General features: G+C 69.5%; 16 protein-coding genes. 3 read left to right on the forward strand and 13 right to left on the reverse strand.

Going from position 1 to position 15,672, the window contains the following annotated elements; genetic code table 11:
- Positions 1–103 precede the first annotated feature (103 nt).
- From fahA to CLU95_RS16535, 6 genes are all read right to left on the reverse strand, one after another.
- The gene (gene fahA, locus CLU95_RS16510; protein WP_099794616.1) at positions 104–1,375 is read right to left on the reverse strand and encodes a fumarylacetoacetase; all 1,272 of its coding nucleotides are present in this window, start codon (positions 1,373–1,375) and stop codon (positions 104–106) included.
- A gap of 26 nt (positions 1,376–1,401) precedes the next feature.
- Entirely contained in the window at positions 1,402–2,382 is a 981-nt protein-coding gene (locus CLU95_RS16515; RefSeq protein ID WP_099794617.1) for a Bug family tripartite tricarboxylate transporter substrate binding protein, read from the reverse strand.
- A 2-nt stretch (positions 2,383–2,384) separates the two neighbouring features.
- Positions 2,385–3,695: a homogentisate 1,2-dioxygenase gene (gene hmgA / locus CLU95_RS16520; RefSeq protein ID WP_099794618.1), complete on the reverse strand. Its 1,311-nt coding sequence runs from the start codon at positions 3,693–3,695 to the stop codon at positions 2,385–2,387.
- A 54-nt stretch (positions 3,696–3,749) separates the two neighbouring features.
- Complete coding sequence (locus tag CLU95_RS16525) at positions 3,750–3,944, reverse strand: DUF2783 domain-containing protein (protein ID WP_099797342.1); 195 nt, start codon at positions 3,942–3,944, stop codon at positions 3,750–3,752.
- Positions 3,945–3,949: 5 nt separating this feature from the next.
- On the reverse strand, positions 3,950–5,587 hold the full coding sequence (locus CLU95_RS16530) for an FAD-dependent oxidoreductase (RefSeq protein ID WP_099794619.1): 1,638 nt from the start codon (positions 5,585–5,587) through the stop codon (positions 3,950–3,952).
- A 148-nt stretch (positions 5,588–5,735) separates the two neighbouring features.
- Positions 5,736–6,695, reverse strand: a complete 960-nt coding sequence (locus CLU95_RS16535) for an MBL fold metallo-hydrolase (protein ID WP_099794620.1) — start codon at positions 6,693–6,695, stop codon at positions 5,736–5,738.
- 148 nt (positions 6,696–6,843) lie between these two features.
- Between CLU95_RS16535 and CLU95_RS16540 the strand changes: the two genes are divergently transcribed.
- Positions 6,844–7,722, forward strand: coding sequence for an IclR family transcriptional regulator (locus tag CLU95_RS16540; protein ID WP_099797343.1), 879 nt, complete (start codon positions 6,844–6,846; stop codon positions 7,720–7,722).
- 17 nt (positions 7,723–7,739) lie between these two features.
- Positions 7,740–8,504 (forward strand): SIR2 family NAD-dependent protein deacylase, encoded by a 765-nt coding sequence (locus CLU95_RS16545; RefSeq protein ID WP_099797344.1) that lies wholly within the window; start codon positions 7,740–7,742, stop codon positions 8,502–8,504.
- 4 nt (positions 8,505–8,508) lie between these two features.
- Here the strand turns inward: CLU95_RS16545 and CLU95_RS16550 are convergent, their stop codons facing one another.
- The 7 genes from CLU95_RS16550 to CLU95_RS16580 all read right to left on the reverse strand — a co-directional run bounded on the left by CLU95_RS16550 (position 8,509) and on the right by CLU95_RS16580 (position 14,025).
- Entirely contained in the window at positions 8,509–9,003 is a 495-nt protein-coding gene (locus CLU95_RS16550; protein ID WP_099794621.1) for a GFA family protein, read from the reverse strand.
- A 19-nt stretch (positions 9,004–9,022) separates the two neighbouring features.
- On the reverse strand, positions 9,023–9,244 hold the full coding sequence (locus CLU95_RS16555) for a hypothetical protein (protein ID WP_099794622.1): 222 nt from the start codon (positions 9,242–9,244) through the stop codon (positions 9,023–9,025).
- A 40-nt stretch (positions 9,245–9,284) separates the two neighbouring features.
- Complete coding sequence (locus tag CLU95_RS16560; RefSeq protein WP_257214642.1) at positions 9,285–9,974, reverse strand: ABC-type transport auxiliary lipoprotein family protein; 690 nt, start codon at positions 9,972–9,974, stop codon at positions 9,285–9,287.
- Between the two features lie 16 nt (positions 9,975–9,990).
- The gene (locus CLU95_RS16565) at positions 9,991–10,947 is read right to left on the reverse strand and encodes an MlaD family protein (protein WP_099794623.1); all 957 of its coding nucleotides are present in this window, start codon (positions 10,945–10,947) and stop codon (positions 9,991–9,993) included.
- Positions 10,948–10,953: 6 nt separating this feature from the next.
- On the reverse strand, positions 10,954–11,814 hold the full coding sequence (locus CLU95_RS16570; RefSeq protein ID WP_099794624.1) for an ABC transporter ATP-binding protein: 861 nt from the start codon (positions 11,812–11,814) through the stop codon (positions 10,954–10,956).
- On the reverse strand, positions 11,811–12,983 hold the full coding sequence (locus CLU95_RS16575; RefSeq protein ID WP_099794625.1) for an MlaE family ABC transporter permease: 1,173 nt from the start codon (positions 12,981–12,983) through the stop codon (positions 11,811–11,813). Before CLU95_RS16575 ends, CLU95_RS16570 begins: the two co-directional genes overlap by 4 nt.
- Before the next feature lie 133 nt (positions 12,984–13,116).
- Positions 13,117–14,025 (reverse strand): LysR family transcriptional regulator, encoded by a 909-nt coding sequence (locus CLU95_RS16580; RefSeq protein ID WP_099794626.1) that lies wholly within the window; start codon positions 14,023–14,025, stop codon positions 13,117–13,119.
- A gap of 86 nt (positions 14,026–14,111) precedes the next feature.
- Here CLU95_RS16580 and CLU95_RS16585 point away from each other — a divergent pair, with 86 nt between their 5' ends.
- On the forward strand, positions 14,112–15,629 hold the full coding sequence (locus tag CLU95_RS16585) for a CoA-acylating methylmalonate-semialdehyde dehydrogenase (protein WP_099794627.1): 1,518 nt from the start codon (positions 14,112–14,114) through the stop codon (positions 15,627–15,629).
- The last annotated feature ends 43 nt before the right edge of the window (positions 15,630–15,672 follow it).

The following is a 15,672-nucleotide window of genomic DNA, read 5'->3' on the forward strand; positions in this document are numbered from 1 at the left end:
TGTGGTGAGGCCGACGGCCCTCACCCTAGCCCTCTCCCAGAGGGAGAGGGGACAACACGGGGAGAAGGGGAGAAGGGGAGAGGTGGGGCTGGAGGCGGAAGCCTCAGGCCACCACGGTCCCGGTGACTTCACCCAGCCCGATGCGCACCGCGCCCTCGCGCTCGCACCAGCCGCGCATCACCAGCGTGTCGCCATCTTCCAGGAACGTGCGCTTCTCGCCGTTCGGCAGCGTGACGGGCTGCTTGCCGCCCCCCGTGAGTTCCATCAGCGAGCCGGCCTGGTCGGGCTGCGGGCCCGACAGCGTGCCCGAGCCCAGCAGGTCGCCGGGTTGCAGGTTGCAGCCGTTCACCGTGTGGTGCGTGATGAGCTGCGCGGCGGTCCAGTACGAAGCTTCGGTGGTGTTGCCGAGCGTGAGGCGCACGGGCGCGACGCCGTCGGCGCGCATCTTCGCGGTCTGCAGCAGCACTTCGAGCGTGATGTCGAGCGCGCCGCTGGCGCGGTTCGACGGGGCGTCGAGGTAGGGCAGCGGTTGCGGGTCTTCGGCGGGGCGCTCGAACTTCGCGCGGAACGGGGCCAGCGCGTCGGTCGTCACGATCCACGGCGACAGCGTGCTCGCGAAGCTCTTCGAGAGGAAGGGGCCGAGCGGCTGGTACTCCCAGGCCTGCACGTCGCGCGCCGACCAGTCGTTGAGCAGGGTCACGCCGAACAGGTGGTCTTCGGCCTCGGCGATGGCGATGGGCTCGCCCAGCGCATTGCCGCGGCCCACGAAGAAGCCCAGCTCCAGTTCGTAGTCGAGCCGCTTCGACGGGCCGAAGCTCGGCGTTTCTGCGTCAGGCGCCTTGGTCTGGCCGTGCGGGCGTTTGAAGGTCTGGCCGCTCACGCGGATCGACGAGGCGCGGCCGTGGTAGCCGATCGGCACCCACTTGTAGTTGGGCATCAGCGGCTGGTCGGGACGGAACAGCTTGCCGATGGTGGTGGCGTGGTGGATGCCCGTGTAGAAGTCGGTGTAGTCGCCGATGCGGCAAGGCACGGTCATCTCGGCCTGGGCCTGCGCGAGCAGCGCCTTCGACCACGCGGCCTGTTGGCCGCTGCCTTCGGCGAGGCCGGCGGAGATCGCGGCACGCAGGGCCTGGCGGTCTTTCACGCTGGCGTTCATCAGCACGTTCATGTCGTCGGTGTCGATGAGGCCGGCCGCGCGCAGGTCAAGGATCTGGTCACCGATGGCCACGCCGATGCGGAAGGCCTCGTTGTTGCTGCCGGCGGTGCGGAAGCGGCCGAAGGGCAGGTTCTGGATCGGGAAGTCGGTGCCGGCCAGGTTGGCGGTGGCGACCCAGCTGCGCAGCTTCGGGTCATGGGTGGCGTTGAGTGCGGTCATGGATGTCTTTCGGTTCTTGAATCGGATCAGTCGGCGGTCATGCCGGCCTTGCGGGCCACATCGCCCAGGCGCTTGTATTCGGTGTCGGTGAGCGTGCTCAGCTCCTGCGCGGTCGAGCCGCGCGGCGAGAAGCCGGCCTGCTGCAGCTTGGCCTTCACGTCGGGCATGGCCAGCGCTTCGACGAACGCTTCGTTCAGCGCCTTCACGATCGGCGGTGGCAGCTTCGCCGGGCCGTACACGCCGAACCACGGCTCCAGCGCATAGCCCTTGAGGCCCGCCTCGGCCATCGTCGGCACGTCGGGCAGCGAGGGCGAGCGCGTGCCGCCCGCCACGGCCAGTGCGCGCAGCTTGCCGGCCTGGATGTGCGGCAGCGAGGCCGGCAGGTTGTCGAACATCACGCCGATGGTGTTGCCCAGCATGTCGGTGATGGCCGGGCCGCTGCCCTTGTAGGCGACGTGCGTGAGCTCGGTGCCGGTCATCTGCGCGAACATCACGCCGGCCAGGTTCATCGAGGTGCCGGCACCCGCGGTGGCGTAGGGCAGGCCGGGGTTCTTCTTCGCGGCGGCGACGAGCTCGGGCACGGTCTTGATGGCCGACGTGGCCGGCACTTCGAGCACGATGGTCGACATGCCCAGCAGGCTGATGGCCGTGAAGTCCTTGCGCGGATCGAAGGCCATCGACTTGTAGATGTGCGGGTTCAGCGCGTTGGTCGAGATCGCGCCGAAGCCGATCGTGTAGCCGTCGGGCGCGGCCTTGGCCACGGCGTCCATGCCGATGTTGCCGCCCGCGCCGCCGCGGTTGTCGATGAGCACCGGTTGGCCCAGTTTTTCCGACACCTTCTGGCCCACGGTGCGTGCCACGAGGTCGGTGGTGCCGCCGGGGCTGTAGGGCACGATGAACTTGATCGGCTTCGACGGAAAGTCCGCCGCATGCGCCAGCAGGAACGGGGCCGCGAGCAGTGCAACGGCCGCCGCGCGGCGGGTGAGGGCGAAAGCGCTCTTCTTCATCTTCATGGCTTGAATTGGTCCTTGAGGCCGGCCCAGCAGTCGGTGTAGTCGGTGTCGAGCGCCGGGCTTTGCAGCGCGAAGTTCGTCGGAATGAAACGGTAGCGGCTCTCGAACATGAAGGCCAGCGTGTTGTCCAGCTTGTGCGGCTTGAGGTCGGCGTGCGTGGCCTTGTCGAAGGCTTCTTCGTCCGGACCGTGCGGCACCATGCAGTTGTGCAGGCTCGCGCCGCCGGGCTTGAAGCCGCCCGGCTTGGCGTCGTACTCGCCCAGCACCAGGCCCATGAACTCGCTCATGAGGTTGCGGTGGAACCATGGCGGACGGAAGGTGTTTTCCATCACCATCCAGCGCGGCGGGAAGATCACGAAGTCGCAGTTGGCCGTGCCGGGCGTGTCGCTGGGCGAGGTCAGCACGGTGAAGATCGACGGATCGGGATGGTCGAAGCTGATCGAGCCGATCACCATGAAGTTCGCCGTGTCGTACTTCACCGGCGCGAGGTTGCCGTGCCAGGCGACCACGTTGAAGGGCGACTGTTTCATCGGTGCGGTCCAGAAGCGGCCGCCGAATTTCTTCACCAGCTCGTAGGCGCCGCCGTCTGCCTCGAAGGCCGCCACGGGCGCCTGGAAGTCGCGGGCGTTGGCCAGGCCGTTCGAGCCGATCGGGCCGAGCTCGGGCAGGCGGAAGTGCGCGCCGTAGTTCTCGCACACGTAGCCGCGCGAGAGCCCGTCGGGCAACGCCACCTTGAAGGCCATGCCGCGCGGCAGCACCACGATTTCGCCGGGCTTCACGTCGAGCACGCCGAGTTCGGTCGTGACGACGAGGCGGCCTTGTTGCGGCATCACCAGCATCTCGCCGTCGGCGTTGACGAAGGCGCGCTGTTCCATCGAGCGTCCGGCCAGGTACATCAGCGAGCCGATGCCGACCTGCGATTCGGCGTCGCCGTTGGCGGCCAGCGTGTGCATGCCGTCGATGAAGTCGACGTCGGCCGCGCCGTCCAGCGGCAGCGGGCCCCAGCGCATCGGCTCGGGCGGCAGCGCGATCTCGCGGTCGGCGCCGGTGGTCCAGTGCGACTGCGCGTAGGGCTGGTAGCGGCCCGACACCACCGAGGGCTGGCGGCGGTACAGCCAGGTGCGGCGGTTTTCATGGCGCGGCGCCGTGAAGGCGGTGCCCGAGAGCAGCTCGGTGTACAGGTCGAAGGGGCCGCGCTGCGGGTTGTTGCGGCCTTGCGGCAGCGCACCGGGCACGGCCTCGGAGGCGTATTCGTTGCCGAAGCCGCTCTGGTAGCGCCGTTCGGAGGCAGGGGTGGGTTGGGTCATGGGCTTCTCTTTCGAAAATCGCGATGAGGTGGGAGTGCGTGGATGTGGCGCGGCTCAGCCGGCGCGCGCCGCGTCGAAGGCTTCGCGCAGCACGGTCAGCGAGCCGACGTGGTTGGCCAGCACGAGCACGAGCCGTGCGTTGAAGGCGTGGCTTTCCTCGGTGGAAAGCCCCTGGTGGGCCTCGATGAGCGCCTCGTAGAAGTCGTCGGGCGCTTCGAGGTTCGGCGTGGTGATCAGTTGCTGTTGCATCGGGGTCATGCCTTTGCCAGTGCGTGGTCGAGGGCCGCGCGGAGCTTCGCCGCCGTGGGCTGCCGCCAGCGCGCGCACACGTGCTGGTCGGGCCGCAGCAGATAGACGGTGCCGGGCTGCGCGTCGTAGCGCTGCGTGGCGAGTTCGGCGTCGGCGCCATTGCCTTCCACGCGCACGACGTGCAGCGCGAGGTCGCTGGCGTTCAGCGCCTGCAGGCTGCGCTCGGCGGCGTCGCCGGTGCCGAACACCAGCGCGGTGAAGCGCGCCACATGGCATTCGCGCAGCAGCCAGCCGGTGCTGCCGTCGGCGCGCCGCACGGGCGCGTCGGCTGCTGCCGCGCCGGGCACCATCGCACCGGCGAAGGTGTCGGCGTCGGGCGTGTTAAGCGGCGAGTCGCGCAGCACCGTGGCCACCGACAGCCGCCCGCTGTTGACCAGCGAGCGTGCGAAGGCGTGGCGCTTGGTCAGCTCGAGCACCGCGTCGCGGAACAGCCGGCTCACCTCGCTCTTGGGCGTGATGAAGTCGGTGGCGCGCGTCGAGTTGCGGATGTTCTCGTCGGCCGCGAACTCGCGCTCGTTGGCGTAGCTGTCGAGCAGCGCGTCGGGCGCATCGCCGGCCAGCACGGCCGCGAGTTTCCACGCGAGGTTGTCGGCGTCCTGCACGCCCGAGTTGGCGCCGCGCGCGCCGAAGGGCGACACGCCGTGCGCCGAGTCGCCCGCGAACAGCACGCGGCCGTGGCGGAAGCGCTCCATGCGCTGGCAGGCGAAGGTGTAGACGCTGGCCCAGCCGATCTGGAACTGCACGCCCTCGAAGCCGATGCTGTCGAGCAGCGCGCGCACGCGCGGCGTGATGCGCTCGGGCTTGCGCTCTTCCACCGGGTCGGCGTCCCAGCCGAGCTGGAAGTCGACGCGCCACATGCCGTCGGCCTGCTTGTGCAGCAGCACGCTCTGGCCGGGGTGGAACGAGGGGTCGAACCAGAAGCGGCGCTCGGTGGGCAACTGCGCGTCCATCGTGATGTCGGCGATCAGGAAGCGGTCGCGGAAGGTGCGGCCCTTGGCTTCCTGCCCCAGCAGCTGGCGCAGGTTGGAGCGCGAGCCGTCGCAGGCTGCCACGTAGCCGGCGGCCAACGCGTAGTTGCCTTCAGGGGTCTCGATGGTGAGCACGGCGCCGTCGCCCTGCTGCTCGATGCCGACCACCTTGTTGTTCCAGCGCAGGTCGATCAGCGGCAGGGCCGCGGCGCGCTCGACGAGGTAGCCCTCGACGTAGTACTGCTGCAGGTTGATGAAGGCCGGGCGCTCGTGGCCGGGTTCGGGCAGCAGGTCGAAGCGGTAGACCTGCTCGTCATGGAAGAACACCTTGCCGACGTGCCACGACACGCCCTTGTCCACCATGCGATCGCCGCAGCCGAGGCGGTCGAAGACCTCGAGCGTGCGCTTGGCGAAGCAGATCGCGCGCGACCCGCTGGACAGGCTGTTGTCGTTGTCGAGCAGCACCACGGGAATCTGCCGCAGGGCGAGGTCGATGGCGAGCGTGAGGCCCACCGGGCCGGCACCCACGACCACCACGGGGTGGCGGGCGGGCGCCGCGGCGTCCTGGTCGGCGTGGCGGGTGTAGTCGAAGCGCAGGCTTTGGTAGTCGATCACGTGTTGTCTCCGTGTTCTTGTCTTCTGTCCTTGTCTTGCTCCTTCCCCTTCCGGGGGAAGGCGGGGATGGGGACACGCGGCGCTCGAAACCGGCGCTCTGCCTGCCCCCACCCCAACCCTCCCCCGGGAGGGGAGGGAGAAAAACCGATCAGCCTTCCAGCGCCTTCCACATGTCGATGTCGCGCTGTGCCGTCCACACGCGCGGGTCGGCGTGGCCCGAGGCTTCGTCGTACGCACGGCTCACGTCGAACGGCATGCAGTGGTCGAAGATCACCCACTGGCTGTACTTGGGCTTGAGCTTCTCGTAGGTCTCCTTGTAGACCGCGTTCAGGTCGCGGCCGGCCTTCACGCCGTCCTGCACGCTGGCGTACACGTCGGCGATGAAGGCGCGCGTTTCCTGCAGGCCCTTGGCCACGTCTTCGGGCGTGGTCAGCGCGGCGCCGCGGCCCGGCACCAGGGCCAGGGGCTTCAGGGCGGCGAGGTTGTCCAGCGTCTGCGGCCAGTCCTGGAAGTAGGCGTCGCCGGCGTACGGCGTGGCGCCGAACTCGACCAGGTCGCCCGACAGCAGCGCACGCTCCTGCGGCAGCCAGACGACCGTGTCGCCCTTGGTGTGGCCGCGGCCCAGCTGCAGCAGCTGCACTTCGAGCGTGCCCAGCCACAGCGTCATCTTGCCGGTGAAGGTCATGGTGGGCCAGGTCAGGCCCGGGGGCACCGTCTCGACGTTCTGGAACAGGCGCGGGAAGCGGCCGATTTCGCTGGCCTTGTCTTCCTCGCCGCGCTCGACGATCAGGTCGCGCGTGTCCTGGCTGGCCAGGATGTGTTCGGCGCCGTAGCCCGCCGCGCCCAGCACGCGCACCGCGTGGTAGTGCGTGAGCACCACGTACTTGATGGGCTTGTCGGTCACTTCGCGGATGCGGCGCACCACGTCGGCGGCCATGGCGGGCGTGGCCTGGGTGTCGGCCACCAGCACGCAGTCGTCGCCAATGATGATGCCGGTGTTGGGGTCGCCCTCGGCCGTGTAGGCCCAGGCGTGCTCCGAGATCTGGCTGAAGGTGATCTTCTTTTCTTCCAGGTCGGCGTGGCTGGCGAATTTCTTGGCTTGGCTCATCGTGTGTCTCCGGTGGGGTGGTTTTGGATTCGCCTGATTCGTTTAAGGCGAACGAGTTTGCAGATAACGAATGCGCGGAGTGTAAGCCCGAGATCAGTTCATGTCTAATGCCTTCTTCATGAACGAACAACCAGACGGCAAGGCGGCCATGGCAGCGACTGTTGACACCGACCGCGCCCAGCGCGGCATCCAGAGCATCGAAGTCGGCGGGCAACTGCTGCGCGCGCTGGTGCACCACGGCCGCCCGATGGCGCTCAAAGACCTGGCCCGCGAGGCGGACATGACCGCCGCCAAGGCCCACCCCTACATGGTGAGCTTCGGCCGTCTGGGCCTCATCGAGCAGGACCGCGCCAGCGGCCGCTATCTGCTCGGCCCGCTGGCCTTGCAACTGGGGCTGATCAGCCTGCAGCAGGCCGACCCGGTGCACATCGCCACGGCGCTGATCGGCCAGCTCGCGCAGCAGATCGGCCACACCGTGGCGCTGGCCGTGTGGGGCGCGCGCGGCGCGACCATCGTGCGCACGGCCGAGTCGCCTTCGCCGGTGCACGTGAACATGCGCCACGGCACGGTGTTCTCGCTCACCAACACGGCCTCGGGCCGCGTCTTTGCCGCCTACCTCGACCCGGCCGTGGTACGCGCGCAGCTCGAGGACGAGCGCCAGCGCCAGAAGCAGCGCAAGGGCGCCGCCGAGCCCGCGCCGCCGGCCGGCATGCCGCCGGTGCAGCCGCTGCCCTCGTGGAGCGACTTCGAGCGCCAGTGCCAGGAAGTGCGCGACCACGGCATCAGCCGCTCCGACGGCGAGGTGATCGAGGGCGTGAGCGCCATGGCCGCGCCGGTGTTCGACCACACCGGCGCCATCGTGCTGGCCGTGACCGCCATCGGCCCGGCCGGCATCTTCCACACCGCCTGGGACGGCGAGATCGCGCGCGCGCTCAAGGCCTGCGCGGGCACGGTGTCGCAGCGCCTGGGCGCGAGCAACAGCCAGGGCGGGGTCGGCGCCGTGGTTCCCTCTGTCTCCGATCGATGACCCTGTTTTCTTCTGCCTTGTCTTCCACGCCTTCTTCTTCCTCCGCCTCCGACGACCTCGCGCTGCGGATCGACCGCACCGTGGCGCTGCTGCGCGGTGCGCGGCGCATCGTGGTCTTCTCGGGCGCGGGGCTGTCCAAGGCCTCGGGCATCCCGACCTACCGCGACGCCGACGGCCTCTGGATGAGCCAGAACGCGCTCAAGTTTTCGCACGCCGACGACCTCGCGCGCGACCCGGGCGGCTTCACGAAGTTCTGGGCCCAGCGCCTGTCGCTGATCGAAACCGCGTCGCCCAACCCCGGCCACCTCGCGCTCGCGCAACTGCAGCGGCTGCGCCCCGCGACCCGGCTCATCACGCAGAACGTCGACGGCCTGCTCGGCAAGGCCGGCGGCCAGGATGTGCTGGAGCTGCACGGCTCGCTGCGCCGCTGGCGCTGCGACCACTGCGGCAACCGCAGCGGCCCGTGGCCCTTCCACCGCTGCCTGCGCTGCGGCTCGCACGCGCGGCCCGATGTCGTCATGTTCGGCGAGATGCTGAACGCCGGTGTGCTGCTCGACGCCCAGGTGGCGGCGCAGGAGTCCGACCTGTTCCTGGTGGTCGGCAGCACCACCATCGTCTACCCGGCGGCCGAGTTGCCCAAGCTGGCGATGGCGCGCGGTGCGCGGCTGGTGACGCTCAACATTGAGCCGCTGCCGCATCTGGACGATGCGGCGGCGGTGGTGTTGCGGGGGGCGTCGGAAGACCTGCTGCCGCGGTTGCTCGCCGGCATGGCGGGCGAGTGAGCCGCTAGCCGGCCCGCAGCTTCTCGCGCAGCACGCGCCAGCGCGCGAGGCTCTCGGCGGGCCAGTAGTCTTTACGGTCGTAGTACCCGTGCACAGCCGGCGCGCCGGCCGGCAGCACCACCCACGGCTGCTTCGACATCGTGAAGATGTGCAGGTCCGGTGGCAGCCGGTCGGGCGTGTCGAGCGTGCCCACGCGGATGAAGCTCACGGCGTCACCGGCGCCCGCGTAGTGGCTCCACAGCGCGACGTGGCAAGTGGGGCAGCGCGCGTACGTCTGGCCGCGTCCGCTGGCCGAAGGCGTGAGCACCCGATCGACCGTGCCCTGCAGCATCTGCACGTGTTCCGGTTCGATCAGCGCATTGAGCGCGAAGGACGAGCCCGTCTCGCGCTGGCACCAGCGGCAGTGGCAGCAGTGCACGAAGAGCGGCGGGGCGTTCAGGCGGTAGCGCACCTGCCGGCAGGTGCAGCCGCCTTCGAGCGGCACGAAGGCGTCGGCCATGGCCGTGGTTGGCGGGCGCTCAGCCCTTCTTGCCACCCAGCAGCACCAGCGCGCCGCCCACCACGATCGCTGCCACGCCAGCCCAGGACGGGATGTTGACGTTCTGTTTTTCTTTCACCGAGAACTCCAGCGGGCCGAGCTTGGCCTGGTGGGTTTCCTTGGTGAAGCTGAAGCCGCCCAGGCCGAGCCCGGCGATGCCGGCGACGACCAGCAGGATGCCGACGATGCGCGTTGCGTTCATGGGACGGGTCTCCTCAGGGTGGGTTGGAATGAAAAGCCGTTCAGCGGCGCGGTGCCGCCGCACGCGGCTGCGGCGGGTCTTGCTGCTGCAGCTGGTCGACCCATTGCACGACTTCGGCCATGGCCGCGTCGCTCGCCGCGATGAGCGCCTTCACGCCGCCCGGCGCGTCGGCGCTGGCGGCGGGGCGGCGCACGGTGAAGGTCCGCTGGCCCATCACGCGGTCGCCGCCCGTGGCGGTGCGGACCAGCGTGGCGCGCAGGCGCACCAGGCCCGTGCTGCTGGCCGGTGCGTCGAAGTAGTGACTGAACTCGTCGAGCGAAATGCGCAGCGTGTCGGGCACGATGCCCTCGGTGCGCGCGAGCGTCGCGCTTTCTTCGGGGCCGAGCACGGTGCGGCGTTCGGCCAGCGTGTCGCGCAGCCGCTGGCGCAGCAGCTGCGCGGGCGGCAGGCTCCAGCGCGACTGGCCGTAGGGGCGCAGCTCGTTGGCGTCGGCGTAGCCCATGCGGTACAGGATCTGCGTGCCGTCCAGGCGCGCGTTGCTCTCGAACTCCGCGAGGGACAGTGCAGGCCGTGCGGTCGTCGGCGTGGAAGCAGGTGCGGCGGCCGACAGGCCGGGACCGAAGTCGTACAGCGTGGCGCGCGCCGGCTTGTCGGGCAGCATGCCGCAGCCGGCGAGCAGCAGCACACAGCCGAGGCTGGCGAGGGCGTGGGTGGTTGTCTTCATGCGCATGGTGTTCTGCTCCCGGTCAGTGGCGTGCGGCGGGCGCAACGAAGCCGGGCTCGCCCGGGCCCGCGGTCGTGCCGCCGTTGCCGAACAGCAGCGATTGCGGGTTGTCGTTGATGCTGTCGGCGGCGCGGCCCAGGCGGCGCACCGCATGCGCGGTGTCGTCGGCCACGCGGTTCACGCGCGGCAGGGTGGCGGCGTTGAACGAATCGACCGCCTGCGCCAGCGCCTTGGTGCCTTCGCCCAGGCGTTCGACCGGGCCGTCGGGCGCGTTGAGCTTGCCCACGGTGGAATTGAAGTTGTTGGCCACGCGCGAGACGTCGCCGGCCGCCTTCTTCACCGTCGACAGCGTCTCGGGCATGGCGGCCAGCGTCGGGTTCAGGCCGGTCTTCACGGTGTTGTCGAGCTGCTTGATCAGCGCGTTGGCGCTGGCCGAGGCGGCCGCGATGTTCTCCAGCGCGTCGGCCACGCGCTTCTGGTTGGCGTCGGCCAAGAGCGCGTTGGCGCGCTTGGTCACTTCTTCCACCTGGTCGATGATTTCCTCGCCGCGGTCCTGCAGCTTCGCGAGCATCGAGGGCTTGAGTGGAATGCGCGGCGGGCTGTCGTTGTTCGGCTTGAGCGCGACGGTCGATTCGCCTTCGTCGTCCAGCGCGATGAAGGCCAGGCCGGTCACGCCCTGGTAGCTCAGCGTGGCAAAGCTGGAGGTGGTGAGCGGCACGCGCTCGTCGACCGTGATGCGCACGCGCACGTTGCCACGGGTCTTGGGGTCGAAGTCGATCGAGGTCACCTTGCCGACCGAGATGCCGCGGTAGCGCACCTGGGCCTGCGGCTGCAGGCCGCTCACGGCGTCGCGGGTGGAGAGTTCGTACACGTTGCGCACGGTGTTGTCGCGCGTGAACCAGACCACCAGCGCGACGAGCGCGGCGATCAGGCCGAGCACGAAGGCGCCGGCGGCGAGGGCGTGGGCCTTGTTTTCCATGGGGACCTACCTTTCTTCTTCAGCGCGCGCGGCCTCGGGCCGCGGCGCGGAGGGTTCTTCTTTGCCGGCGGCGGGCTTGTCGTGCAGCGCCTCCAGGGCGCGCTGGCCGCGCCCGCCGAGAAAGTATTCGTGGATGAACGGATGCGGATAGGCGATGACTTCGCGCGCCGTGCCGCTCACGATCACCTTCTGGTCGGCCAGCACCGCGATGCGGGTGCTCAGGTCGAACAGGGTGTCCAGGTCGTGCGTGACCATCACGACCGTCAGGCCCAGCTCGCGGTGCAGGCCGCGCAGCAGGTCGCAGAAACTGTCGGAGGCTTCGGGGTCGAGGCCGGCCGTGGGCTCGTCGAGCAGCAGCAGCGGCGGGTCCATGATGAGCGCGCGCGCCAGCGCCACGCGCTTGATCATGCCGCCCGACAGGTCCGACGGGCTCTTGTCCGCATGCTGCGGTTCCAGCCCCACCATCTGCAGCTTCACGAGCGCGGCATGGCGAATCAGCTCGTCGGGCAGCAGCTTGAGTTCGCGCAGCGGAAAGGCGATGTTCTCCAGCACGCTGAAGGCCGAGAACAGCGCGCCGTGCTGGAACAGCATGCCCACGTTGGCCGCGCCGGCCGCGCTGAGTTCACCCGGCGCCCGGCCCAGCACCTCGACCGCGCCCTTCGTGGGTTTCTGCAGTCCGAGAATCTGCCGCAGCAGCACCGTCTTGCCGGTGCCCGAGCCGCCGACCAGCGACAGCACCTCGCCGCGTTCGAGGTGCAGGTCGAGGTCGCGGTGCACCACCTGCTCGCCGTCCGGGCTCTTGAACACGGTCCAGAGCTTGCGGATGTCGACGACGGTGCCGGGCGGGGAAGTCGTGGCAGCGTTCATCCGCGGAATCCTATGCCCTTGAAGAGCACCGCAAACAGCGCATCGACCAGGATCACCGCGGTGATCGAGGTCACGACCGACGACGTGGTGCCGCGCCCCAGGCTCTCGGTGTTGGGCTTGACCTTCATGCCGAAGTAGCAGCCGATCAGCGCGATCAGCACGCCGAACACCGCCGACTTGGCCAGCGCCAGCCAGAGGTTGGCGATGGGCACCGCGCGCGGCAGGGCCGACAGGAAATACGACGGCGAAATGCCGAGCGCAGCGTCGGCCGCGAGCATGCCGCCGGCCAGCGCCGCCATCGACGTCCACAGGCTGATCAGCGGCATCGCGATGGCCAGCGCCAGCACGCGCGGCATCACGAGACGGAAGCCGTGCGGGATGCCCATGACGCGCATGGCGTCGAGCTCTTCGGTGACGCGCATCACGCCGATCTGCGCCGTGATCGCCGAACCCGAGCGGCCCGCGATCAGCACGGCGGCCAGCACCGGCCCGAGCTCGCGGATCAGCGACAGCCCGAGGATGTTCACCACGAAGGCCTCGGCGCCGTAGTTGCGCAGCTGCTGGGAGATCAGGTACGCCAGCACCACGCCGATCAGCAAGCCGACCAGCGCCGTGATGTGCAGCGCCGTGGCGCCGAACTGGTAGAGGTGGCCCGAGAAGTCGCGCCACGGCGCGCGGTGCGGCGCGCGCGCCAGCGTGCACAGGTCGAGCGCGAGCTGGCCGATGAGGCCGACGAAGTCGCGCGTCACCACCATCGCGCGCGGGCCGTGGTGCGCGAGTTCGCGCAACCGGTCGCTCAGCGATTTGGGCGGCTCGTCGGGGGTGGCCACCGTGAACTTCGCCACATGGTCGAGCACCGCCTGGTGCTGCGGCGCCAGCTCGAGCGTGGCCGGCCAGGCGTGGCCCCAGTGGTCCCACAGCAGCTGCGCGCCGATGTGGTCGAGCTGGCCGATGGGGCGCAGGTCCCACGCGCGATCGTCCGCAGGCGGCAGGGCCGCGAGGTCTTTCGCCAATGCGTCCCAGGCCGGCCGCGAGGACATCGCCAGCGTGGTCCAGCAGCCGCTGGCCACGGCCCAGCTGCGACCGTCCGCGTCCTGCGTGCGCGCGCGCGGCGGCGCAGAGGCGTCGTCGGTGGCAGGCAGGTCGGCAGACGACGGGGTGGAAACCATGGGCGGGCGAGTGAGGCGGTTTGTTAACAAAGGATGCAGGTGAGAGGGCGCATCGTAACCGCGTGCATCCGGGCGTCATGTGCGTCTGGCCCTTCGTTGGCGTAGGGCCAGACGCCGTTTTTTAAGGAACCCTTCAGGTCCAGGCGCGGGCCAGCGCGTTCCATGCGCTGGCGATCACGGGCTCGTCGCGGCGCGCGGCCAGCGAGACGAAACGCAGCGCGCAATCGAGCCGCACGCGGTCGGCCAGCACGAGGCCGTGGGCCTGGCTTTCGCGGATCGCGATCGAGTCGCGCACCAGGCTCAGGCCCACGCCCGATTTCAGCAGGTCGAGCATCGAGGCCTCCTGGTCGACCAGCGCCACGCGCCGGGGCGCCAGACCCAGCGGACCGAACACGCGCTCGAGCAAACGGTGGTGCGCCGACTCGGGCGGCGTGGCGAGCCAGGGCAGGGCGGCCAGCGCCTTCCAGTCGCGCCCGAGCACCTGCGGGCCCCAGCCGGCCGGCGCGACCACGCGGTAGCTGAAACGCGTGAGCGTGCGCACCGCCAGCGGTGCCGGCGCGGCCGTATCGGGTTCATCGTCGGGGTCGAGGTGAAAGCCCACGTCGAGCTCGCCGCGCAGCACCTGCGCCAGCACGCTGCCGCTCATGCCGTGGCGCAGCTCGGTCTCGATCTGCGGCGCGGCCTCGACCAGTTCGCGCAGGAACACGCCGAGCCGCGTGAACTCCGGGTCGAGGATGGTGCCGATGCGCAGCGCCCCGCGCACCGTGACCTGCAGGTTGCGCGCGGCCTGCTGCAGATCGCCCACGGCTGCCAGCACGCGCTCGGCCTGCGGCAGCAGGGCCGCGCCGTCGGCCGTGAGCGCCAGCCCGTGCGGCGTGCGGGTGAACAGCACCAGCCCGGTCTCTTCGGCCAGACGCTTGAGCTGCAGGCTCACCGCGGGCTGCGTGAGGTGCAGCTTTTCGGCGGCGCGCGAGACGTTGCCTTCGCGTGCCGCCAGAACGAAGGCGCGCAGAATCTGGAGGTCCATCGATGACGCAGTCATATAAGACTGATTTATAGCGCCATCGACGCGAATTCATTGGCTTTCTCTTCGTGGATTGGGCCAAATTGCCTTCAGGAGACCCGAACATGTCCATCAGCACCCGAAATATCGACCACCACATCGCCGGCACCGCCGTCGCCAACACCTCCGGCCGCACGCAGGACGTGACCAACCCCGCCACCGGCGCCGTCACCGGCAAGGTCGGCCTGGCCGACGCCGCGCAGGTGGGGGCCGCCGTGGCCGCCGCCCAAGCCGCGTTCCCGGCCTGGGCCGACACGCCGCCGATTCGCCGGGCGCGCGTGATGTTCAAGTTTCTGGAGCTGCTCAACCAGCACAAGGACGAACTCGCCCACCTCATCACCGCCGAGCACGGCAAGGTCTTCACCGACGCGCAAGGCGAAGTGAGCCGCGGCATCGACATCGTCGAGTTCGCCTGCGGCATCCCGCAGCTGCTCAAGGGCGACTTCACCGACCAGGTGAGCACCGGCATCGACAACTGGACGCTGCGCCAGCCACTCGGCGTGGTCGCGGGCATCACGCCCTTCAACTTCCCGGTGATGGTGCCGATGTGGATGTTCCCGGTGGCCATTGCCGCGGGCAACACCTTCGTGCTCAAGCCCAGCCCGACCGACCCGAGCGCGTCGCTCTTCATGGCCGAGCTGCTCAAGCAGGCCGGCCTGCCCGACGGCGTGTTCAACGTGGTGCAGGGCGACAAGGTCGCGGTCGATGCGCTGCTGGAGCACCCCGACGTCAAGGCGATCAGCTTCGTGGGCTCCACGCCCATTGCCAACTACATCTACGAAACCGGCGCCCATCACGGCAAGCGCGTGCAGGCCCTGGGCGGCGCGAAGAACCACATGGTCGTCATGCCCGACGCCGACATCGACCAGGCCGTCGACGCCCTCATCGGCGCCGGCTACGGCTCGGCCGGCGAGCGCTGCATGGCGATCAGCGTTGCGGTGCTGGTGGGCGACGTGGCCGACCGGCTGCTGCCCAAGCTCATCGAGCGCACGAAGACGCTCAAGGTGCTCAACGGCACCAACCTCGCGGCCGAGATGGGCCCGATCGTCACGCGCGCCGCGCACGAGCGCATCACCGGCTACATCGACCTGGGCGAGAAGGAAGGCGCGACGCTGCTGGTCGACGGCCGCAGCTTCGACGGCAACAAGGCCGGCGAAGGCTGCGGTGACGGCTTCTGGATGGGCGGCACGCTGTTCGACCACGTCACGCCCGAGATGCGCATCTACAAGGAAGAAATCTTCGGCCCCGTGCTGGGCTGCCTGCGCGTCGCGACCTTCAAGGAGGCGGTGGACCTCATCAACGCGCACGAGTTCGGCAACGGCGTGAGCTGCTTCACGCGCGACGGCAACGTGGCCCGCGAGTTCGGCCGCCGCATCCAGGTCGGCATGGTCGGCATCAACGTGCCGATTCCGGTGCCGATGGCGTGGCACGGCTTCGGCGGCTGGAAGAAGAGCCTGTTCGGCGACATGCACGCGTACGGCGAAGAGGGCGTGCGCTTCTATACGAAGCAGAAGTCGATCATGCAGCGCTGGCCTGAGAGCATCGGCAAGGGCGCCGAGTTCGTGATGCCGACGGCGAAATAAGCAGGCGCATCCCCACCGGGTGTTACCATGGTAACACCTGCAT

The sequence above is a fragment of the Variovorax sp. 54 genome (assembly GCF_002754375.1).
In the GTDB taxonomy this organism is placed as follows: domain Bacteria; phylum Pseudomonadota; class Gammaproteobacteria; order Burkholderiales; family Burkholderiaceae_C; genus Variovorax.